Source organism: Paenibacillus sp. TAF43_2 (assembly GCF_052113545.1).
GTDB lineage: Bacteria > Bacillota > Bacilli > Paenibacillales > Paenibacillaceae > Pristimantibacillus.
The window spans coordinates 1-23,339 of sequence record NZ_JBFRDK010000101.1; the positions used below are offsets into that span (position 1 = coordinate 1).

General features: G+C 45.1%; 20 protein-coding genes. 2 read left to right on the forward strand and 18 right to left on the reverse strand.

Going from position 1 to position 23,339, the window contains the following annotated elements; translation table 11 throughout:
• The 3 genes from AB4Z17_RS20360 to fabF all read right to left on the reverse strand — a co-directional run.
• A partial coding sequence (locus AB4Z17_RS20360) for a uroporphyrinogen-III synthase (protein WP_441961717.1) occupies window positions 1-520 on the reverse strand: 520 nt, incomplete at its 3' end.
• Between the two features lie 96 nt (window positions 521-616).
• Window positions 617-1,696 (reverse strand): AI-2E family transporter, encoded by a 1,080-nt coding sequence (locus AB4Z17_RS20365; RefSeq protein WP_339208517.1) that lies wholly within the window; start codon window positions 1,694-1,696, stop codon window positions 617-619.
• Between the two features lie 231 nt (window positions 1,697-1,927).
• A complete protein-coding gene (gene fabF, locus AB4Z17_RS20370) occupies window positions 1,928-3,166 on the reverse strand; it encodes a beta-ketoacyl-ACP synthase II (protein ID WP_441909880.1) in 1,239 nt (412 codons plus the stop codon).
• A gap of 127 nt (window positions 3,167-3,293) precedes the next feature.
• Between fabF and AB4Z17_RS20375 the strand changes: the two genes are divergently transcribed.
• Window positions 3,294-4,136 (forward strand): helix-turn-helix transcriptional regulator, encoded by an 843-nt coding sequence (locus tag AB4Z17_RS20375; RefSeq protein WP_441961740.1) that lies wholly within the window; start codon window positions 3,294-3,296, stop codon window positions 4,134-4,136.
• Here the strand turns inward: AB4Z17_RS20375 and AB4Z17_RS20380 are convergent.
• The 8 genes from AB4Z17_RS20380 to AB4Z17_RS20415 form a co-directional block, all read right to left on the reverse strand.
• A complete protein-coding gene (locus AB4Z17_RS20380; RefSeq protein WP_441961719.1) occupies window positions 4,133-4,738 on the reverse strand; it encodes an ABC transporter ATP-binding protein in 606 nt (201 codons plus the stop codon). The genes AB4Z17_RS20375 and AB4Z17_RS20380 overlap by 4 nt on opposite strands.
• Complete coding sequence (locus AB4Z17_RS20385) at window positions 4,728-5,651, reverse strand: oligopeptide/dipeptide ABC transporter ATP-binding protein (protein WP_441961721.1); 924 nt, start codon at window positions 5,649-5,651, stop codon at window positions 4,728-4,730. The genes AB4Z17_RS20380 and AB4Z17_RS20385 overlap by 11 nt, the downstream gene beginning before the upstream one ends.
• A gap of 45 nt (window positions 5,652-5,696) precedes the next feature.
• Window positions 5,697-6,557, reverse strand: a complete 861-nt coding sequence (locus tag AB4Z17_RS20390) for an ABC transporter permease (RefSeq protein ID WP_441909885.1) — start codon at window positions 6,555-6,557, stop codon at window positions 5,697-5,699.
• Window positions 6,554-7,549: an ABC transporter permease gene (locus AB4Z17_RS20395; RefSeq protein WP_441961723.1), complete on the reverse strand. Its 996-nt coding sequence runs from the start codon at window positions 7,547-7,549 to the stop codon at window positions 6,554-6,556. Before AB4Z17_RS20395 ends, AB4Z17_RS20390 begins: the two co-directional genes overlap by 4 nt.
• 21 nt (window positions 7,550-7,570) lie before the next feature.
• A complete protein-coding gene (locus AB4Z17_RS20400) occupies window positions 7,571-9,160 on the reverse strand; it encodes an ABC transporter substrate-binding protein (RefSeq protein ID WP_441961725.1) in 1,590 nt (529 codons plus the stop codon).
• 206 nt (window positions 9,161-9,366) lie between these two features.
• The gene (gene nikR / locus AB4Z17_RS20405; RefSeq protein ID WP_441909891.1) at window positions 9,367-9,816 is read right to left on the reverse strand and encodes a nickel-responsive transcriptional regulator NikR; all 450 of its coding nucleotides are present in this window, start codon (window positions 9,814-9,816) and stop codon (window positions 9,367-9,369) included.
• Window positions 9,817-9,847: 31 nt separating this feature from the next.
• A complete protein-coding gene (locus AB4Z17_RS20410; RefSeq protein ID WP_441961727.1) occupies window positions 9,848-10,165 on the reverse strand; it encodes a Dabb family protein in 318 nt (105 codons plus the stop codon).
• Window positions 10,166-10,264: 99 nt separating this feature from the next.
• Window positions 10,265-11,368 (reverse strand): glycoside hydrolase family 172 protein, encoded by a 1,104-nt coding sequence (locus tag AB4Z17_RS20415; RefSeq protein ID WP_441961729.1) that lies wholly within the window; start codon window positions 11,366-11,368, stop codon window positions 10,265-10,267.
• A 120-nt stretch (window positions 11,369-11,488) separates the two neighbouring features.
• Between AB4Z17_RS20415 and AB4Z17_RS20420 the strand changes: the two genes are divergently transcribed.
• On the forward strand, window positions 11,489-12,358 hold the full coding sequence (locus AB4Z17_RS20420) for a helix-turn-helix domain-containing protein (protein WP_441961731.1): 870 nt from the start codon (window positions 11,489-11,491) through the stop codon (window positions 12,356-12,358).
• An 82-nt stretch (window positions 12,359-12,440) separates the two neighbouring features.
• Here the strand turns inward: AB4Z17_RS20420 and AB4Z17_RS20425 are convergent, their stop codons facing one another.
• From AB4Z17_RS20425 to AB4Z17_RS20455, 7 genes are all read right to left on the reverse strand, one after another.
• On the reverse strand, window positions 12,441-15,473 hold the full coding sequence (locus AB4Z17_RS20425) for a glycoside hydrolase family 2 TIM barrel-domain containing protein (RefSeq protein WP_441961733.1): 3,033 nt from the start codon (window positions 15,471-15,473) through the stop codon (window positions 12,441-12,443).
• Between the two features lie 77 nt (window positions 15,474-15,550).
• Window positions 15,551-16,375 carry a carbohydrate ABC transporter permease gene (locus AB4Z17_RS20430; RefSeq protein ID WP_076270107.1) on the reverse strand — a complete coding sequence of 275 codons (825 nt, stop codon included), beginning with the start codon at window positions 16,373-16,375 and terminating at the stop codon, window positions 15,551-15,553.
• Complete coding sequence (locus AB4Z17_RS20435) at window positions 16,368-17,207, reverse strand: carbohydrate ABC transporter permease (protein WP_372239025.1); 840 nt, start codon at window positions 17,205-17,207, stop codon at window positions 16,368-16,370. The genes AB4Z17_RS20430 and AB4Z17_RS20435 overlap by 8 nt, the downstream gene beginning before the upstream one ends.
• Before the next feature lie 189 nt (window positions 17,208-17,396).
• The gene (locus AB4Z17_RS20440; RefSeq protein WP_339208504.1) at window positions 17,397-18,698 is read right to left on the reverse strand and encodes an ABC transporter substrate-binding protein; all 1,302 of its coding nucleotides are present in this window, start codon (window positions 18,696-18,698) and stop codon (window positions 17,397-17,399) included.
• A 174-nt stretch (window positions 18,699-18,872) separates the two neighbouring features.
• A complete protein-coding gene (locus AB4Z17_RS20445) occupies window positions 18,873-20,648 on the reverse strand; it encodes a sensor histidine kinase (protein ID WP_441909896.1) in 1,776 nt (591 codons plus the stop codon).
• A 3-nt stretch (window positions 20,649-20,651) separates the two neighbouring features.
• Window positions 20,652-22,226, reverse strand: a complete 1,575-nt coding sequence (locus AB4Z17_RS20450; RefSeq protein ID WP_441961735.1) for a response regulator transcription factor — start codon at window positions 22,224-22,226, stop codon at window positions 20,652-20,654.
• A gap of 51 nt (window positions 22,227-22,277) precedes the next feature.
• Complete coding sequence (locus AB4Z17_RS20455) at window positions 22,278-23,180, reverse strand: ArsR/SmtB family transcription factor (RefSeq protein ID WP_441961738.1); 903 nt, start codon at window positions 23,178-23,180, stop codon at window positions 22,278-22,280.
• Window positions 23,181-23,339 lie beyond the last annotated feature (159 nt).

The window sequence follows — 23,339 nt, forward strand, 5'->3', positions numbered from 1 at the left end:
CATGCTTATAGGGCAGCACCGCTTCTACTTGCGAAGCACCTTTATTTTCGAGAAAACGCACTAGTTTCGGAGCTGGCTCGCCATGAAGCTGTATCCACACACTTTGCCCTTCAAAATCAAAGGCTTCGAGGTTTTCTATGAGTCCATCCATCGTTCCATCATCCGTGCTAACGATCGCTTTCAGTTCTGAACGTTTAAGAAATGCAGACGTTTTGTAGCCTCTTGTCGCGATTTTCGCCTCAGCCAGCCTACCAAGCACCGCTTGTTTAATGCCGATGCTGTCGGCTGTGTTGACGATCTGATCCGATCCCATGCCAGTGGTCAAAATAACCCAATCCGCGCCCTGCTCAGCGAAGTTTCGCAATGGCGCTTCCAACAGCGCTTCATCAAACATCGTCAAACCTTGAAGCGAACGAACAATTGGGACGCCGCCCTGCTTTTCAATAACCATGCACATCTCATCCGTTTTCCGAGATCCAGCAATTACGATTTGTTTCCCTTGCAATGCGTTTATCCCCATCGTTATCAAGCCACCGTACTTTCGGTAAATTTGCCTTAGCCGACGTCATTATAACAGATGATGCCATAATACGCACCCATTATGTGACTATCTCAGTTAAGCATTTTCCCATTTCTGCTTGAAGAACAGCTCGTAAACTTTGCTATAAACGATTTTCAAAATCATATACACCGGAATAATAAGCAGTATGCCTAAAATTCCTGCAATATCTCCGCCCATGAGCACCAAGATGATCGTCGTCATCGGATGAATATCAAGCTGCTTCCCAAAAACATAGGGCGATATAAGATTATCCTGTATTTGCTGCGCTACTGTAATAATGACAATAGACCAGATCGCAATTGACGGCGCTTCGATGAAGCCGATGATAACAATCGGGATGGAAGATAGGAATGATCCGATAAACGGAATAAAGTTTAAGATAACGGCCACTACGGTCAGCAGCATCGCATAAGGCAAATCAATAATTAGAAAACCTACATACATGAGAACGCCGAGTGCTACATTAACGATAACTCTGCCAACGATAAAGCTGCTGAGCATATGATCGATATCGTCCATGACCTCTTTACCGTGGATACGGAACCTTTTGGGTATAAAGCTTACAATTTGTTCACCAAACTTCCCGCCTTCCTTCAGCATATAGAACAGCAGAATCGGGAACGTTATGAGCACAATCGCGAAATTCGAGAAAAAAGAAAAAAGTCCGGTCAAATATTCTGTAAATACCGTAAAGCCCTTGTTCAAATACTCCGTAAGCTTAGATAACAGATTCGAATCCTGCGGCAAAAACGACGATAAAAACCCATTATGCTCAAGCTCTGCAACTTGCTCGCTTAAAGTAGTAAATAGAGCGGGTGCATTTTCGACCAAATTATTGAGCTGTGTACGCAAGGAAGGCCATACCAAGATGCTGAAGCCAACCATCATAATGGCGAAAATCAAATAAATAAGCAAAATGGCGAGCGTACGATTAACCTTATGCCGCTCCATCACATTGACGAGCGGGCGCAGCAAGTAATAGAAAAAGCCTGCCAGCATAAGTGGAACGATAATCATACTGAATAAGGAAAGCACAGGTTTAAATATAAATGAAACGCGCGACCCCAAATAAATAATAATTAATACCAAAATAATCGTGAAGCACCATCTAAAAAATCGATTATGTCTGGCCATGCCTGCACCTTCTTCTCTTTTTAACTGATCTTGTTATCCATAGGTTACATAACCTTTACCCTTCCTACCATGAATTGAATCGTTGGAGTACTGGTCATTTCTTCCTGCTGCCCGCAATAACGCTCGGATTTTATAACAAAATAAAAAAAGCTGGGTCAATGGCAGTAATCCGCCGACCCAGCTTCTTGCTTTATTCTCGGTATTAAGAAAATTCACTTCATTACATCATGTTTAAGCCTGAAATTTCTTCAAAATAATTACGGCATTATGACCGCCGAAGCCGAAGGAATTGGACATCGCTATATTAATCTCAGCTTCGCGCGCAACGTTTGGCACATAATCAAGATCACAAATTGGATCTGGTTGTTCTTGATTGATCGTTGGCGGGATAATCCCCTCCTGCATGCTCTTCACGAGTGCGATAGCCTCTACTCCGCCAGCTGCACCAAGCATATGACCTGTCATCGATTTGTTTGCTGTCACCGGAATYTGATACGCGAGGTCACCAAACAGCTTCTTAATGGCTGCCGTTTCGGAACGGTCGCCGATTTCCGTACTGGTGGCATGCGCGCTTATTAAATCAATTTGACTAGGCTCCAAGTCAGCTTCTCGCAGCGCATGCTTCATCGCCTGATAAGCACCAATTCCCTCGGGATGAGTCGCGACCATATGATACGCATCTGAGCTGGCGCCATAGCCGATAACCTCCGCATGAATGCGGGCTCCTCTTTGCTGCGCATGTGACAGTGATTCGAGTATGAGAATGCCAGCTCCTTCGGCCATAACAAAGCCGTCGCGCCCTGCATCAAAGGGTCTGCTTGCCGAAGCCGGCGCTTCATTCCGCGTTGATACCGATGTTGCATTGCCGAAGCTTGCGAGTGAAATATCTGTAACTGCCGCTTCCGTTCCTCCTGCAATAACGACATCCGCGCTGCCTGATCGAATAAGACGCCAAGCCTCACCAATTGCCGTATTCCCGATCGAGCATGCGGTAACAGGCGCCATCGACGGCCCCTGCGTGCCGAACCGAATACTGATCATCGCCGCTGCCATATTCGCAATCATCATCGGAACAAGCGTTGGACTAACACGATCTGGCCCTCGATCATGCAGCACTTCAGCTTGGTCAAGCAGCGTCTGTATGCCGCCGATGCCAGAGCCTACATAAACGCCAACACGTTCCCGATCTGTCTCTTCAACCTTAAGTGCTGCATCCTCCAGCGCTTGCTCAGCAGCTGCTATTGCAAACTGGCTAAACCGATCCATTCGACGGGCTTCTTTTTTTCCAAATAAAGCTTCACCATCAAAATCTCTTACGACACCTGCAATTTTCGATTTATGTTTGCTTACATCAAATGTATCAATCGTAGAAATACCTGATTGTCCATGCACCAAACCATCCCAAAAACGCTCCACACTGTTCCCTAGCGGCGAGATGACACCCATCCCCGTAATGACGACACGTTCCATCTTATTTCCTCCTTCGCAAAATCCTTTWTGGGTAGTAGTTTGTCACACTCTTTATCCTATTACAAGTTGTTGTTTATTATAGTATAATGAGTACTACTATAAAGAGAGTACGGAGATGGAAACCATGATTAATCGAGAGACGAGACTACAAGCATTATCATCCTTTCTAAAATCAAGGCGTGCCAAAATCATGCCGGAGGACGTTGGTTTCCCTATTGGAACACGGCGGAGAACACCTGGTTTACGACGTGAGGAGGTCGCTCAGCTTGCTGGCGTCAGCACAACTTGGTATACCTGGCTAGAACAAGGCAGAGATATTCAAGTATCGGCGTCTGTTCTGGATTGTGTTGCGGCGGCTCTGCAATTAAATGACGATGAACGGGAATACTTGTACGCCCTCGCCCTCGGTTCCGGCTATAGCACGCTGCCTATTAATGAGGAGCAGACCGAAATTACACCCTCTTTAAAAAGAATTTTAAAGGAGCTCCGCTTCTGTCCAACTATTATATCGGATCGGCGCTGCCAAATCGTCGGTTGGAACGAGGCCGCCTCGCATGTGTTTATGGACTTTGACCAAATTCCAGCTGAACAGCGAAATATGATTGAGTTATTGTTCACAAGGAAAGAATTCCGCAGGCTAGCAGGAAATTGGGAGCATTTTGTAGGAGGATTTCTAGCTATCTTTCGTGCCTATTACGGTCAATATGTGCAGGATGATTGGTATGAGCGGTTTATTGATGAAATGAAGCGAAGCCATCCGGAGTTTCAATATCTTTGGGAGCAAAGCCAGGTCAGCTCTGCTCCAGATGTATTGCTGGAATTTCGACATGCACGAGTCGGAAAGATGTTGTATCATCTGACCTCATTTCAAGTAAAGGGAAATACCGATCTTCGGTGCAGCGTCTATACGCCCGCACCTGAAACATCAACGGAAACAAAGCTGCGCAGACTAATGGGCGGACAAGATTAGCGCTGGCCCTTGAATGAAATCGTTCGATTGCAAATTTTGTTTACAAGCGCATGATCATGACTAATAATGAGCAAGCCCATTTGACGAGCACGGACAATTTCAAGCATCTTATGCCATATTTGCGCCTGCGTAATCGCGTCAAGCATCGTCGTCATTTCATCTGCGATGAGAAATTTGGTATCTGGTCCGAGAGCTCTCGCAATACAGCAGCGCTGGAGCTCTCCACCTGACAGCTCATTTGGATAACGACGCAGCCACTGCTCCTTAATGCCTAACGCTTCAAGCAGCGCAGCATCCGGGGACCAACCTTCAGTCATTGTTTTTGCCATCCGCCATCTTGGATTAACCGCGCGCTCTGGATGCTGAAAAATCATTTGGACAGGATCAGAGCCTTTATTACTCTTGCTCCGTCCATCAACCGACACCTCTCCTGCAATAGGATTCAAATAACCAGCCAATAACCGGCCTAACGACGTTTTTCCGCTGCCGCTAGGTCCAATCAGGCCGACGACCTCTCCTGACTGTATCGAAATGTTAAAATCTTTAAACAACCAAGGACCGTCCGCATAACGCCAGCCGAGATTCCTTCCATCAAGTCGCATGAACACACCTCACCATTCCACTTCGAAGGCTGCGAGCCGCCGGCCTGCTGTCAACACAGCGTTCTGTGGCCAAGCTGCAGCGTTCAGCAAAGAGACAGCCTGAAATCGCAGAACTCCTTGCAGGCTGCGTCCCGGCCAGCGGTTCGAAACCATTTTGAGGAAGCGCACGCCACAAGGCGCGGCTGTATGGATGCCTAAGCTGCTCACCATTTCCGTGGAAATCTTTGGCCGAAGCGACCTCAACAGCGGTTCCCGCATAAAATATAGCGACCTTATCTGCAATTTGTAGAGCTGCTTCAATGTCATGTGTAATAAACAACACGGCACAGCCGCCTTCAGCGAGCTGCTTGAAGTGACCGAGCGCCTCTGTAACATCATCCGGATGCATGCCTGGCGTAGGCTCATCTGCGATGATCAGCCTTGTTCTTTCCAGCGCTGCCGTAGAGACAAGCACCTTACGAGCCATGCCTCCTGAAAGCTGAAAGGGAAACAGCCTCTCCACATGTGCTCCAAGCTGAAGCCGCGCAAATAACCCTCTCCGTTCCTGAAGCTGCTCAGCGCCATCAGCGCTCGTGCGCAGCTGCTTGCCTACTCGCATTAACGGATTAAGGAAGCTTACCGATTGCGGTACTAAGGCAATTTCCTTACCGCGGTAGCGCTTAAGCTTAGCTTCACTCAGCACTTCTCCGCCGTATGAGATGGTTCCGGTCATCACAACATTTTTAGGCAAAATGCCCATAATCGCATGAGCAAGCAAGCTTTTTCCCGATCCGCTCGCTCCAACGACGGCTACGATTTCACCTTCATTTATCGCGAAATCCAGCTCATCGATAATCGAAACCTGCTCCTGCGAGCTGCCTTTCACATAGTGCATAAAGGAAATGGATAGTTTATTCACCTCCAGCAGCGGCATAGGGGAACCTCCCTCCATATTAATCAATATCGCCTTCCATTAGCGTCATAGCTGAGCATTCCGCGGGTCAATGAGCAGCCGCAAATGGTTGCCCAGCTTATCAAACGCGCGTACAGTCAGCAGCAATCCGAGTCCCGGAAATACCGCAAGCCACCACATTCCTGTCGATAAGTAACGCATGGATTCAGAAAGTATAATTCCTATTGCGGGCTGATGCGGTGACATGCCAAGGCCTAGGAAGGTTATCGCCGCTTCATGCAGCACAGCATGTGGAAACAACAGCAGAAAACCAACCAACAATTGCGGAAATAAATGCGGCGCTAAGTGCCTCGCAGCAACGGACAAACGTGATCTTCCGAGCTTCCTCGCAACTAGCACATATTCCGCTGACATGAGCTGCATCGCCTCCGCACGAATCACTCGAGCAAGGCTTGGCCAATGCGTCAGCATGATGCCGATGGCTACCCCTTTAAGGCCGCCCCCGCAAACAAAAGCAATCAATATAAGCAATACGAGATGAGGTACGCTTAGAAAAACATCAATAAGCCAGGAAATAATGCGATCAGCCGTCTTCCCAAGCGTTGCCGCCATCAATCCCATCATCGCTGCAATAAGTACGCTGGAAATCGAACCGAGCAGCCCAACTTGAATGCTAAGCGCCAGTCCCTTCACAGTGCGGGAAAGCATATCCCTCCCCAGCCAATCGGTTCCGAACAAATGAGCTAGCGACGGAGGCAAGTTCCGATTATTCAGCTGAACTGAAAGTCCAGATGAATCAAGAAGCCAGCTGCCTATGCCGATGCTTGCAAGCAGAAGCGCTGCGCCTATTGCCGATATAAGCATTCGTCGCCGTTCGTTTGAACGCTTCCGAGCAGCTGGTTTCTGCAGAATTGTCAGCTGATTCATCCTTGCGCCTCCTTCCCGTACCTTAGCCTTGGATCAACCATACGGTAAAAATAATCAGCTATTGCATTGCCTGTGAATACAAAGATTGTACTGCATAAGACAAGTCCCATTAGCAGCGGCACATCACCGCGAAGACCCGCTTCTACCGTCGCTTGACCGAGTCCCGGATAAGAAAACACCTGCTCTGCAAGAACGGCTCCACCGAACAATTCGCCAAATGAAGCAAACTGCAGTGTAATCGCAGGCAATGCAATGTTGCGAAGACCATGTCTAAGAAACAAACTCACACCATATTCACCTCGAGCTCTGGCAAACAAATAATAATCGCTTTCCATCACATCAATCAGCTTCTGGCGTGTATGGAGTGCAATCGGTGCAATGCCTACGACACTTAGAGTAATACCTGGCAAAATCATATGACGAATATAATCGCCAGCCGTTACGCTCCCTGCCAATACCCCGGCAGGAACACCGAGCCCTACTGGCAGCCAGCCGAGCCATACAGCAAATACCATCATAAGCAGCAGGCCGATCCAAAAGGCAGGCGTCGAAGCCAGCGTATAGCAATAGCTTTTGATCAACCGATCCAACCATGAATCCTTCTTTATAGCTGCGGTCACGCCAGCGGCAAACCCAATAATGCCTGACAGCGTCCATGCGAATGCCATGAGCAGCACCGAGTGCAAGAAACGATCCGCAATCACCTTCGTTACAGCCTCTCTGTATATCATTGAGGTGCCCATATCTCCTTGCAGCAGAGCAAACGCCCATTTTATAAATCGTTCAGCGAATGGTCGGTCAAGTCCCCAATAAGCAGCAATCTGCTCCCTTTGCTCTGCGCCGACACGCATGACATCTGCTCCGATATACGATTGCACGGGATCAATTGGCGATAAAGCAACGAGCGCAAAAGTAATGATGCTGACCGATGCAAGCAGCGCAATTAATCGGATAAACTTTTTCCCTACAAATACTGCAACTCCCTGTAGCATGCTGACAACCTCTCCTGCCCGTTACTCTTCCCAGCGCCAGCTCTCAATATTGTCCGTTACAGGCCATCCGTGACCATGCGGCTGAATACGCTGCTTTCCGATATTAAGCTTGTCCTTCACGAGAAACAAATGATCAATATTTACGAGCCATGCCCATGGAGCATCGCCTTTTGCACTCAGTCCCGTTTGTCCATCCCATTGCGCTTTTTTCCAATAGGCCAGTGCTTCTTCCTCCGTACGCGCGTCCAATGCTTGTTCAAACAGCTGATCCACGGTCTGGTTGCTGTAATAACCCGTATTGTAATAGTCAACGCCACTGAATGTGCTGCTATATAGATTGTACATTTCGAGCGGGTCATGACTTCCCCAGCCTAACAGCATAGCATTCGAATGCATCAGCTTCTCAAGCTCGTCCCAGCTTTTACCTTCAACTAAAATGTGAATGCCGGCAGCTTTCACCATTTCCGCCGCAGCCAGCGCTAACGATTGCCGTGTAACGTCACCTGAAGGATACAGAAGTGTAAACTGTGCTTTTAACGCCCCTTTTTCGACGATACCATCACCATCGCTGTCCACCCAGCCTCCATCCGCTAATATTTTGGCGGCTGCAGCAGCATCATTATCCTTGATCTTCGTCTCGTCATTCCACCATGGAAGACCATCATTCGCTGTATAGGCAGGTGAGCCATGCCCGTCCAAAATGCCATCGACCAGCTGCTGACGATCGATTACCGTATTGATAGCCAGGCGTATTGCTTTATCTGCGGTTACATCATTTCCAATGGGATAACCTTCTTCCGTTTTGCCGCCAGCTTTGACAAAGGGGAATGCTATTCCGCGGTTATCTACTGTTTTTACTGCTTCAATCCGCATGCCAGCAACCTTTTGTTTGCTAAACGTGGACGGTATATAAGCAAGATCAACGCTTCCAGCCTTTGCCGCCGCGAATGCGCCGTCTTCATTTAAAAATAAGAAAGTCAGCTTCTGAAAATACGGCTTGTCTCCGTAATAGTTCGCGTTTGCCTTTACGATTAGCTGCTGTCCGCGATCCCATTGTACGAATGTAAACGGACCTGAGCCGATCGGATTTTCCGCATAACTGCTCGAATAAGCATGTTTAGGTACAATACCTGTCGTTATGAGATAATAAACAAATGTCGATTGCGGTTTCTTTAAATGAAACACAACTTCGTTATTTCCTGCTTCTACGTTTGCTAAATTAGTTAGATCAATCGCAGCTCCATTGCTAGCAGCTGTATCGAATGTAAACTTCACATCCTCAGAAGTTAACGGCTTTCCGTCGGAGAATACGACATCCTCCCGCAATTTGACCGTCCACGACTTGCCATCCTCGCTTACGTGATAGTCAGCAGCCAAATCGTTCACAATATTCAGATCATCATCTCGTTTAAGCAGTGTACTCTGGAATAGCGGAGAGCCGTACCGTCCCCAGCCTTTAATCGGATCAAAACCGGTGTCCGGCTCTGAGCCTACCGCAACAATTAGCTCATCTGTTTTGGCAGCGGTGTCTGCCGGCTTCACACTGCTGCATCCTGTGATGATGAATATAACAATGATTGCATAAGTGATAGCTGAAACGATAGTTTTCAACCCAATCCCTCCTGTTGCGTTACATTAAGTAACACGATTATGTGATATTGTAACACGACTTTGATAGAGTTTCATCCTTTTTCTTCAAAATTCGCTCAAAAAACGCCAGAAAAAAAAGAGGACCTAACATCGACAGCGTCGATATGTTAGAAATCCTCTTAATTTTACAATCCTATTAAAAAATTCAAATATAACAGTTTCCGATCTCAAGTATGAGTATGCTCTATGGCAGAATCATGTTTATCCGCATAAGTAACGGAGAGCTCGGCATAAATGACGCCCTTCTGTGCTTGAATCTGCTGATGCAGCGACCGCAGGCGCGACAACTGTCCTCTCACGACGATGACCTCCAAGCATTGATCATGGTTTAAGTGGACATGCATGTTGGAAATAATATCGTGATGAAAGCGATGCTGCACCTCCATCAGAACAATGGGTAAATCACTGACATGGTGATCATATACGAGAACAATCGTACCTGCAACATGCTCCTGACCGTTCATTCGGGTTGGCTCAAGCAAGGCTCGCCTAACCAAATCACGAATGGCTTCCGATCGATTATGATAGCCAAGTTCGTCTGTATATCGATCAAATTGATCAATCAGCGGTGCCGGAAAGGACACGCCAAACCGAACCAGCTCTTCCTTTTCAGCCATATGCTCACCCTGCCTGCTTCAGATTCRACATCTAGTTGATAAGTTTATTCAAGATTGGATAATCAACAACGATTACGTTATCAAGCAGCCCGTCCAGCAAACCTACAAAATGCTGATGTGCAGGATGCGGACCGTAGTCGAGCAAAGACTGCTGATCCTTAAAGGTAACTCGCAAGCCCAGTGTGTAACCTTGAATATTATCCGTTTCTGTCGTTGCATTACAGCCTGCAGTCAATTCAATGATGCCTGGAACTTCTGTTTGCAAGGAATAAAGAGCGCTCAGCAACTCTTGTTCTTTGGTGCTAGAAAGCTTCTCTTTAAACTTAAATGATACGAGATGCTCGTACATATTCGAATAACTCCTTTCTTTTGTAAAATACGACGTTCTCCCTATCATATCATGGACTTCTATTCTATTGTTATCACGAATGTATTCACTGCCTTATGCTTACCTCGGCCATCGCTCATTAGCCGGGGGCATCTGAGGAAATGGGGCATGCGGCTCCATCTGATACCAATAGGCTACGGATGAGATGTCGTCGGAGCGTTCGAACAGCTTCGTATGGTCGTGACCGATTTGCTGAATCGTCACACGCAGATCATTTTCAAATCGAATCGGATCGGGCAGATGCCAGCGATACATGCCGTGCATGGGTACATTATGACCATACCACGGGTCGACCTCCGTCGTTTCCTTGTAAAACTTATAGCCCAAATACGCCGTGGAATACGATTCGGGTTCGTTTGTCCGCGTATTGCTGAAACACCATGCGCCTCCCACATAGTCTTCCGTGCCCGTTCCACAAATCGTTGGCCAATCTTGATCGCCATCCATATAAAATTTGATCTCGCCTTCTCCCCACCAGTTCCGCTCAAGTGCTGCCCAAGCTAGGTATGTGCCGATATATTGTCCTGCACCTTTGACATTATCCAGAATCGTATAGTCTTTGCCTATTTCTGTGACCTTCTCACGGCGCCACTGCGCATGAAAGTACGCTGCATTCTCTGGCAGCTCATCGACGAGCGAATAATTAAACGTATAGAAAAAACCATCAATGTTAGCGGCATGCTGATTTACAATCGTGATTTTCGCCGATTTCCGGAACGGCATTGAAATATAACAGTTCATGCCGCCCGTAGGAACGACAGCAATGGGAAGTGAATGAACGCTTGCTCGCACACCGAAGCCATTGCAGAAAAAATCACCGAGCGGAACGTCCACCGATGGGCTCGTCTCATCATCCCAGTACATGCGCAGAATAAGATCACGAAGCACGTATTGTGCCGCATGCCCTCTACCCGTTTTGTCTGCGACAGTAATCCAGAAATGCTGAATTACTCCCGTCCCTTGAATATGGGCAAGCGTCACTTCTTCACCTTGACCCAGTGTTATGGCAGGCCTGCCTTTTCTTCCAATGCCCAAGTTGCTCGCTTCTTTACCGCCTTGCCCCTTCTCACCATTCACATTTTCTGCTGAAATGGATCGGGTACGCGCATTCGTGACAAACGGAGCGGAGGATAAACCAAATCCTAGTCCGTGCTGCTGCAGCATAGTCCATCACCTCATGTATCCATTATTGTTTATTATCGAGCCTATTATATAATGATAGATATGATTATCCCTTACCTTTTATTGTTAAGTTGTTTATCATAAATTGCTGAGGTGATCGATATGCAGGTCGATAAACTGTCCCCCTATATTCGGGTGGCTATGGACAGTGTGCTGGAGCCTACGTGGAAGATGGATGAGCGGGTTATTTGGGATTATGAGCTGCTATACCTCATGGAGGGTCAAATGCTCGTAACCGTGGAGGATGTTGTCTATCACGGAAAGGCTGGAGACTGCTTCTTCTTTATGCCCGCGCAAAGACACGCTATTCAAAATATTGGCGGAACGAGAGTTCGCCAGCCCCATGTTCATTTTGATCTGTATGTTCAGCCTGACAGCCAAGATGTTGGCGTTTCCTTTAAACCGCTCCATCAGATGAATACGAAGGAGAAGGGCTGGTTTCGTAATAATGAGCTATCCGCATCACCGTTTCTTATGCCTACTCATTTTCGCCTTGGAGATCCCTTTCCTTTGGAACAATCGCTCTTCGAATTGATTCGCGAATTCGAAACGAAACCTCCCTTTTATGAGATCCGTATCAAAAGCTGTTTGCTGGCGATTTTGTCCCTCATAATGAGGGAGCAATATTGGGGCAGCAAAACGAAAAGTGATGGACAGCTGGGGCTGCTTACGGATATTCGTTCATACATCGAGCATAATGTGCACCGCTGCATCAAGCTGGATGAGCTGTCTGAGCGATTCCATATAAGCAAATTCCATTTGATTCATTTGTTCAAAAACATGTTTCAGAAAACACCGATTCAATATCATCAGCAGATCCGTATAGAAAAAGCTAAAATGATGATTCAGTTTACTTATTTGCCGCTGCAGGATATCGCTGAGCAGCTCGGCTATTCGAACATTCATGCTTTCAGCCGCGCATTCAAAGGGAGTGAAGGCTGCAGTCCTTCCAAGTACCGGCAGGAAAAATAAATAGAGGCTGCCCCTGAAGTAGAATAATCTACATTGGGGACAGCCTCCCTTCATTTTACATAGCCTTGTTCATAAACATAACTTATACGCGGTGAATATTGAATTCAAACACCATCTCTTGATTTGCTGGAATGAGATATTCGTCATGGACTGGCGCACCCCAGCTGTCGTCACCGCCAACACCCATTTGTCTACCGGCTACGGTAACTACCGTATAATGCACGTTCGGCAGCTCGTAGTGATGGCTGGCACTTTCAAGCTCAAATGCTGTATAAGGCGAAATATTGCATTCTACCGGCTGCGCTGCAGGCGCTGAAATTCGAATGCCGCGACCATAATCATTCGTAATATTTACACGGCGAACGCCCGTGCGATTACCTGATTCTTGCGGCACGACATAGCCGGATACATTGTCTGCGGCATTGTTGCTGAACTCACAAAGCTTAGCGCCAAATGCCCGGTCAATGTAGTTTTCTTCCGGCCCCATGGCGTACCAATCCAAATGGCTATAATCTGCGGGAACCTTGAATGATAATGCGAATATTGGCAGCTTCGGCAGCCCTTCCGCTCCTTTGTAGCGGGATTTGACGTTCAAGCTGCCGTCTGCGAACACGGTGTACGCTACGGTGACAAGCACTTCCGAGCTAATGCTCAGCTTGTACTGGAAGGTAACGGTTGCACTTCCAGACTGCTCGGTAAGTTCAACTTGAGTACATTTGCGTGTCAGGCTTGCCGCAAACCATACGCCGGAATCGAAGCCAAGCGAGAAACCTTTATCGTTATCCGTTGTTGCACGCCAGAATAATGGCGCCGGCGGGATAGCAATCATCTCTTTGCCCGCATAATTGACCGATGTGAGCGTGCCTGCCTGCTTCGAGAACATGATGCTGAAATCGCGACCATGCATGCCAATGTTAACATCACCTTCGACAACTCGAAGCGAACCTTCCGGATGCACGGCTTCCGCACGATTTTCCACTAAAAACACAAATTGTCCGAAGGAAATCTCATAGCCAGCTAGTGCCCATAAATGATCTTCTTTCAATGTGAGCGCAGCATGCAGTACATATTCCCCTTGCTCCGCTGCCTCAGGAAGCTCAAGCTTCACATATGATTCGCTTTGTGCAGCCACATCAACGGATAATGTACTGCGGAATATTTCTTTTCCTTCAAGATGGAGGCAAACAACTAAATCATATGCATCCGTACCCTCGAACAAATTCTCATTCTTAATCGTCACGCCATGGCGATCAGGAATAAGCTTCAAGTTCTGATAAAGAAATTTTACTTCCTGCATCTTCGGCGATTCCTTACGATCCGCATAAACAATACCATTCGTACAGAAGTTATAATCCGTCGCGCGATCATCGAAGTCTCCGCCGTAAGCAAGAAACTCTTTACCATAGCGGTCCTTCTTCACGATTACCTGGTCAATATAGTCCCAAATGAAGCCGCCTTGATACATCGGATACTTTTGTTCAAGCTCCGTGTATTTATGCATGCCGCCTACTGAGTTGCCCATAGCATGCATATATTCACAGCTAATATATGGTTTTTGCGGGTCATCGTTCAAATACTCTTCGATATCAGCGGGCTTAGCATACATTCGGCTCTCCATGTCGCTTGTGTCGTTATATTTGCGGTTATGGAATACACCTTCATAATGAACTAAACGGCTAGGGTCCGTCTCGCGGAAATAATTCGATACGTTCAAGAGCACCTCGCCTGCATAAGCTTCATTGCCCACTGACCAAATCAGAATAGATGGATGGTTCTTATCGCGTTCAACCATGGAAATCGCACGGTCCATCACGATAGGCTGCCATTCCGGCTTGTTTTCCGGGATGTTCCACGAAGGCTCAACCGCGCCCATTTTCTGCCACGAGCCATGCGTCTCCAGATTCATCTCATCGATGACATAGACGCCATAAATATCGCATAGCTCATACCATAACGATTGATTCGGATAATGAGAGGTTCTCACCGCATTCAGATTGTTTCGCTTAAGCGTTGCAATATCCCAAAGCATATCTTCCTTCGAAATTGCTCTTCCCTTGCGGCTATTGAATTCATGGCGGTTTACGCCCTTAAATACGATACGCTTGCCGTTTAGATGCATGATTTTGTTGATCATTTCAAATTTGCGGAAGCCAACCCTCTGAGGAATCGCTTCAATGAGATGACCTGCTTGATCATAAGCGGTAATATAAAGCATATACAAATAAGGCTTTTCTGCACTCCAAGGGATTACTATACCTGCATCCAATGAAAGGGATAAGGATGGACCTTCGACCGAATCAGAGGAAACCGTCGCAACAGTTAAACCGTCTGCATCCTTTAGTTCCATCCTTATTCTCGATGGCTGCTGCCCTTCGAGTTTCAGATCTGCTTGAATACTGCCATTAGTATAGTCATCATTTAAATCTGCATGTACAAATAGATCACGGACGTGGATACTTGGAACGGAATACAAATAAACATCACGGAAAATGCCTGAGAAACGCCAGAAGTCCTGATCTTCCAGCCAGCTGCCTGTACTGCGCTGATAAACTTCAACCGCAAGCTTGTTTTCGCCATCCACCAAATAAGGCGATAAATCAAACTCCGCTGGCGTAAAGCTGTCCTCGCTGTATCCCACAAATTCACCGTTCAACCATACATAAAACGCTGACTCTACACCTTGAAACGAAATGTAGACTGGTTTTTGCTGCATATTAGCTGGTACCTTAAAATATTTAACGTAGCTGCCGACAGGGTTATGATCTTCCGGAATAGCTGGCGGACGAATATCATGATGACCGTCCCAAGGATACATCGTGTTTACATATTGCGGTTTGCCGTATCCCTGCATTTGGATATGTCCCGGCACGTTAATATCTCCCCAGCTATCGCAAACATAATCCAATTGGTAGAATCGCTCTGGACGATCCTCTGGTTTCACGGCATAGCTGAATTTCCAGCTTCCGTTTAGATCATAGCGAAGTGCCATTTGGTCATCAGCGGCTGCTTCCTCAATTGATTCGTAATAGCGATGATCAGAATGTGCTGGCAGCCGGTTCACAGCAAATACGCTTAAATCGGTAAGCCAATTTATCGTCGGTTTCATTTCATTCATTTTATTTTCCCCTTAAATGGATTTAAAAGCCAGGCGGGCTGCGGTGAAACAAGCAGCCCGCCTGACTTTAATTATGCTTATTTTACGGAACCCGTCATCCCTGCTACGAAATGCTTCTGCATTAGGAAGAATACAAGCGCAGTTGGAATCGTGGATATAACGATCGCTGTCATAATAATGCCGTAATCCGGTGAATAGCTCGATCCTAGATTGGATATGAGCATCGGAATTGTTTTCTTCTCCGGCGACTGCAATACAATGAGCGGCCATAAGTAGTTGTTCCAGCTTGACATGAAGGTAATGATTCCTGCTGCTGCATAGGTCGTTTTCATTGTAGGCATGAAGATACGGAAGAAAAGACTAATTTCGTTAAGCCCGTCAATTCGGCCCGCCTCCAGCAGCTCCCGCGGAAACATCTTCGTGTTCTGACGGAAGAAGAAAATAAGAAACGCTGTGGTAAAGGTCGGAAGGACTACACCAGACAACGTGTCTATGCCGAGAAAGGGAACAGCTTGCGATATGCCTGCAAACATTTGATACAACGGCACCATGATAGCCGCAAAAGGAATCATCATGGATAACAGCAAGATGTTAAATACAACATCCTTTGCTTTGCTCTTATAAATCTCAAAGCCATAACCAGCGAGTGAGGCAATAACCATGGCCAATATGGTTGTTGTAACCGATATTTTTGCCGAGTTCAACAATGCTGGAACAATATCTACCGTCTCAAATAACTGACTTAAATTTTCAAACAGCTGGCTGCCGGGAAGCAATCTTCCCTTCGTTACGTCAGCCGACTTATTCGTAGCGCTGATAATCATCCAAAGAAATGGAAAGATGGACACGAACGCAGCGACACTTAGAAAAATATAAACAAAGATGCGTTTTAATTTATCCATTTTTATCACCTGCCGCTTTAAACTGTACAAATGCCAATATGATGATCATGATTACGATGGAATACGACACGGTTGCAGCATAGCCGAAATCGGACGAATACTTGAATGACAAATTGTAAATATATTGCGAAATGGACATCGACGCATTGCCTGGTCCACCCTTCGTAATATTGACAACTTCATCAAACAGCTGCAAGGTTCCGATCGTAGAAGTAATGGATGTAAACAATATGATCGGTTTAAGCAATGGCACCGTAATGCCAAAAAACTGTCTCGTAGAGGAGGCGCCATCAATTTTTGCTGCCTCATAAATCGAGTGATCAATATTTTGAAGCGCGGACAAGTAGAAAATCATATTGTAGCCAGTCCAGCGCCATGTGATTGCAATGATAACTGTTATTTTCGCCCAGAAAGGGTCTGTGATCCATTGAATCGGTGTCGAGACCAAATGGAGATTAGTCAGCATTTTATTGACCAATCCGTCTGTAGCAAACAAGTATTTAAAAATAACGGAATAAGCAACGAGTGAGGTAACGGCCGGTAAAAAGATTGCCGTACGGAAAAAACCTTTAAATTTCAGCTTGCTGTCATTTAGCAATACAGAAATAAACATAGCCAAAACAATCATAACGGGTACTTGAATAATCAAATAAATAAATGTGTTTTTAACGGCAGTCAAAAACGTTTTATCGCTGAATAGCCGAACGTAGTTATCAAATCCTGTAAATGAAAGATTCATACCTTTACCGGATTTAAACGATAAAATGAGCGCTTGAATCATCGGATAGAAATAGAATGCCGCAATCATAATGACGGCTAGAATAACGAACATCCATCCAGTTAAGTTGGCTCTCGTGCGAATACTCACGCCAGGCCTCGCTGCTTTCACGTTAGCCTAACCCCTTTCTTTACGGAAAAAATAAAACCTTTAGACTCCTCCAGCTCCTGCTGCCGGAAGCCGAACATGCGAATCAGGAGTAGGAGAAGCCCCAGGTTTTATTCACTTGCCGTATGCTCTGATTTATTTAACTTGCGTTTCTGCTTGTGCTTGAGCATCGCTTAACACTTTATCGATTGTTTTGCCGCCTAAGAAATTTTGCATTTCTACAACGAGAATATCTTCAATCGCGTACGTGTGCATGCCGTAGTTCACTTTTGGAATTTTTTCTGTCCATTTAGCGAAATCTTCAATGACCTTTTGTCCGCCGAAAAATTCATCCGCTTGCTTGTACGCATCGCCAGCAGCTGCTGCTTTAAGTGTTCCGATTGCGCCAATCTCTGTTACAAGCTTCTGATAAAGATCTACATCCGAACCAAATGTTTGTTTCAAAAATTCTGCCGCTGCTTCTTTGCCGTCAACGTTCATGACATACCATGAGCTGCCGCCAAGGTTAGAAGCATTTACGGAATTCGGGTTGTTCGTTAGTTTAGGGAATGGCACGACTGCCCATTTGCCGGACTGTGATGCTTCAGCCTTAACGGAAGCTGTAATCCAGTTGCCGGTAGGGATCGTTGCTACATCACCGCTATTGAATCCACCAACAAATTGGCTCCAGTCAGAAATAACCTTTACGATGTCAGCGTTCATAATTTCTTTGTATGTTTCAAAAGCTTCCTTAAGCGCTTCGTTGCCTGCTAAGTTAGGTGTAGTACCGTCTTCCTTCAAGTACCATGAACCAGCAGATTGGATCATCATACGAATGAGTCCAAGGTCATTCGGATCTTGTGTAAGAAGTGCTTTGCCTGTTTTGGCTTTCACAGCTTTACCGATCTCGATAAACTTCTTCCAATCAATATCTTGAAGGTCAGCTAGCTTATAGCCTGCTTCTTCTAAGTAGTCCTTTCTTACGTACAAGCCCGCAGCGCCCGTATCAAATGGTACGCCGTATTGCTTGCCATCTAGGCTAGTTGGCCCGATTTTGTAATCGGCAAAATCGCCTGGCTTAATGAAATCTGTTAATTCGAAAAATGCTTCTGGGTAAGCTTGCAAGAAGCTTTGTGCACGGTAATCTTCAATCAACACGATTGTTGGCAAGCTTTTTGTTGTACCTGCGTTCAAACCAGCATTCAATTTTTGAATAATATCCGCTTGTGCATTTTCAACGATGTTTACTTTTAAAGTGGAATCCGGATTTTTTGCTTTGTAGGCTTCGCTTGCGCGCTCCATAGCACCGATGTTAAAAGCTTTATCCCACGCCCATACTGTAATTTCCTTCGTCCCCTCAGCAGGTTTACCGCCATTGTTAGGAACATTGTTTTCTTTACTAGAACATGCGGTCAGCAGTACGAAGCTGGCCAACATAATTGCAAGTAGTTTTTTCAATTCATTCAACCCCTTGGATACTTATTTGAAAGCGTTTGCCGGCTAACGATTTTAATTATATCAACTCGATAAATTGACCCGTTAGCAATATATTTGTGTGCTTTTGTCATTCTATTGTTACCTTTCCAAGCGTTATTATGTAATTGTGATTTATTTTGTTTATTGGTATTTTTTTTAGGAGGATTTGAGCGGAAGCCTAATTTTCACCCGTGTTCCCTCACCGATATCACTCACAATTTCAACGCCAAATTCCTCTCCATAGAGCAATACGATCCGATCTTGAACGTTTCGAATGCCAATTCCAGAGAAAAAATGGCTGCCGCTGCTCGAGCTGTTGTCCTGATTTTCATGGTCATAATCCTTCATGCCAACCCCATTGTCGACAACTTCAATCACTAATGCATTTTCCTCGCGCGAGAAAAGCACATAAATATGTCCATCGTTTCGCTCTTGGAAGGCGTGAAAGAAGGCATTTTCAATAAACGGCTGGATGATGAGCTTCGGTAAATGATACCCATAACAATCATTCGAAACAAAATAATTGACGACAATTTGCTCGCCGTAACGAACATGGTTAATGAAAACATAATGTTTTAAATTAACGAGCTCTTGCGCTACGCTGATTGTCTCGCTGATGTTGCTTACTGTATTTTGCAAAAGTGAAATAAGTGAATTGATCGTGGCTGCTGCTTTTTCCTTGTTGCCCTGCTGCACTAATATTTTGACGGATGCTAATGTGTTATAAAGAAAATGTGGATTAATTTGCATTTGCAGCGCTGAAAGCTCTGCATTGCGCTGGTCCTTCTGCGTCTGAATCAGCTGCTTAATATAATCATTTAGTTCATCCAACATATAGTTGTAAGCATTTCCGAGCTGCTTAATCTCATAGCTGCCTGTGACGTTAATATAATTATCGAAGGGATTGGCCGTAATACGCGACATTTGTCTAGCGAGCATCGTCAACGATTTCGTCAATCTTCTTGATATAAGAAATACGATAATAAGTGCACTGAAAACAATGGCAATGCAAATAAGCGCGACAGTCTTAAAATCAACCATCTCGCTGAGCACTGCTTGCTTGTCGATTAAATTAACGAGATAAAAATCATAAACAGGCAGATATTGAGAGAGCACCAAGTTGCTTTTCCCCATCACGCTTACATCTTTATAATCTAATTTTTGCTCGTCAATTTCTTTAGCGTAACCGAGCAGAGCGTCTTCTTGTTTTCCTATAAGCTCATGACGATTGCTCGAAACGACCAAACCAGATCGATCCAAAATAACGACATCATTGCCTCTGCTTGTGAAGCTTGAATAAAACCGTTTAAATTCACTTTCCTTTATTGCAAAATAAACAATGCCGTATTTTTTCGCGCTCGTCTTTTCCATAAGTGCCCTGGATGCAACGATAATCGGATCTTCTGCTGACGTATCAGCCATGTTCTCAATATCCAACTGATAGATTAACCGCTTTGGCGCGACTAGCGTATTCTCGGTTAAGCGGCTATTTCTTAGCTTCTCCAAGGAACTCGGCCAATAATAGCTGTCTGTCGAATGGCTTTTGCCATTAATCCCTGTGATCGTAATGGTGACGGGGTATGCAGCGACATTGGACTGAATCCGTTTCATTTGCATACTGGCCTCATAATAACTGCTAACCGACGAAATAGCGTTTTTATCCGGCTTTGTGAGGAAACCTTTTATCGAACCGTTTTGCAGCACATTATTGGAGGCGGTGACGATCGAATAGTTGAAGGATTCAAAGTTCGCTTTAATTTGATTGATGATTTTGGAATTTGTAATGCTGAAGGTATTCATGAACAGCTTCTCTGACATTTGTATCATGACGGTAGAGGTAAGCAGCGACACGGCAATGATGCTGACAAGCGTCACCGTAAACATTTTTATAAATAGGCCGTGATATTTAAATTTGTCCAAAAAAACTCTCATAACCTAATCCCTCTTCTTGCCCATGTATTGTTTTCTATAATGACTAGGCGACAGACCCGTCAGCTTCTTAAATACTTTCGTGAAATAACTGTGATCTGAGTAACCAACCATGCCGCTAATTTCAGAAATGGACGCTGCGTCTTGCTGCAGCAGCTCAGCCGCTTTCTCCACTCTGATTTTATTCAAATATTCACTAAAGCCTTCTTTATTATGCGCTGTGAAATAACTAGACAAATACGATGGATTAAAATGAAAATGCTTGGCGATCTCCGTCAGACTAAGCGGCTCAGCATAGTTCTCCCGAATAAATTGCAGCAGCAGCGTCATATTCGGGTTGCTGCTTGCTGCTCCTCTCACCTGAACCACGTCATTCACTTCGTTAATAAATGCTTGTAAGAGCGCAGCTGCCTCGTTGACATGAGAAGATTCACCAATGGATTTGAAATAGGCATACTTCGTTTCATCTAGCTTTTTCATCGCTGGGTCAAGGCGACCCAATAAAATCGTTATATTGAAAATCACATTGCCTAAAAAGGACTTAAACTCGAAAACATCGGTTTTATATTGGCTTGAACGACTATTCACATAATTGAGCAGCTCGTCAAACGCTTCATCGAATTGCCGTCTGTTCAAAAGCTCAGTAAATTGATTCATGTTGAAGACATCAATTTCATCCGAGGTTTTTGGAAGTTCGCCATGTACGATTAAACGATTGGTGGACGGAAGAAAGTAACGGTAGGCGTTTAATTTCAGAAAACTGTTCTTGTAGTTCGAACCAAGCTGCCTCAAATCATCAAATGCCTCACCGATCGTCCAACCAATCTCTTTCAACCGCTCTCCCGACCAAGCAGCAAGCTCTCTGCCTGCTCTTACCAAGCTATGCTGCTCGCTTTGATCTATATTGACGAGTAGTGTTGCCATATTATGTTCTACCGGAAGTGCAAAATAAATCGCCTGCGGACATTCGCTGCTGAGTACCGCTTTCATTTTGTCGAGCCAATAGGAATCATCATATCTTTCCCTGCTCATGCTGTTCAGAGACTTCAAATCTACCCCAATCAGCCGATAGCTGTTATGAGGAAATGCTTCTGCAAGGACGTGGTCATCCACATCGATTTCGTAACCGGATATTAGCTTCTCAACAATATGTTTAACGGATAAAGCCTCGTTAGTTGATTCCACTAGCTTCAGTGATGGAATTTTTTGCGCCGTTCGTTTCACCGTGTCTAATAGCTGAATAGCTTCAAGCTTAGGTTTTAAAATATAATCGACTACGCCGCTTTGAAAGGTCGATCTCACATAATCAAACTCGCCATAACTGCTCAATATGATCACTTCAATCTCTGGATATCTTGCCTTTATTGCACGAGTTAACTCTTCTCCGCCCATAACTGGCATAACGATATCAGTGATCACAATATGAGGCTCGACGCGCTCAATCAGCTCAAGCGCCTCTTTTCCATTTGATGCCTCCCCCACAATCTGGAAGCCCTCCTGTTCCCAATTCAACAGATGCTTAATTCCCTGCCTGACTAATAGTTCGTCATCTACAATAACAACACGACATGAAATTTCCATTCGTAAACCTCCGCCATCCCCGTCATTTTTTTCTGTCAAATAAGAAGGCAATCATTCATAATAGCTGCGAATAACAATATCTTGGTCATAATTCCCGAAGCCTTTTCCATAAAGAGTGAGACCGCCGCGGCCCTGCGACGTATCGTCCGCACTTATACGGAATGTCCACTGCGAACGATTCCATGATACATCATCAATCGTCATATCAGAAATTTGCTGACCATCGATATAGGAACCTTTTTTATTTATTCGAAGCACCTTTAATAGGCCATACTGATTAACGTCAGAATGCCACCAATCTGGTGAATATCGGCCTCTCATCCGGCCAAAGTCGCCAGGACTTGTCCACATGCCAAGCTTTTGCTCATTCAGAGTAAATTGAATATCTGACGGCCAATTCTCATTGACATAGGGTGCCTCTGATCCAATTTCAAATGATATTTCAATTTCCTGTACGACCTGATCCTTAAATAAATAATTAGGAATTTTGTATTCAACAAAACCTCTAGTGAACCATAAAATCCCTGCTTGAACACGCTCAGGATCCATAAAATAAGTGGGCATATCATAATGCCCGATCATCTTTTCCGTCGATGCAATGCCGCAGGTCGGTGCAGCTTCAATATCCGTATAATGTCCAACCGGCATGGACACTTCCTTATATTTTCTAGAACTCTCTGCATATTTAGACAGTTTAACTTGGAGATACTCTGCCGACAAGGAGCAATATTTATATGTGCCTCCATTTATTCTGCGCATTCTATAACTAACGAGGCCAGCATTTTGCAGCTTGTTCACATGGGTGCTTACAATTGCGCTGCTCAAATACAGCTCTGCAGCAAGCTCCTTTATATGCATCTCTTTGTTGTTCAGCAAATCAATAATTTGCAAGCGCACTTCGCTCGCAAGCGCTTCGTATACACGCAGCGACGCTGCATCGGTTGATAAATACATGTGAAACTCACCCGCTTTTACAATTAGTAATTTAGTTAATCCTAAAGCAATTCACAACAATCGTATTGAATGTATTTATTTATTATGATAAATATTAGATATTAAATCAACAAATATGAATTAGTTAATACATTAATTCAACTAGGAGGAGAATTATTT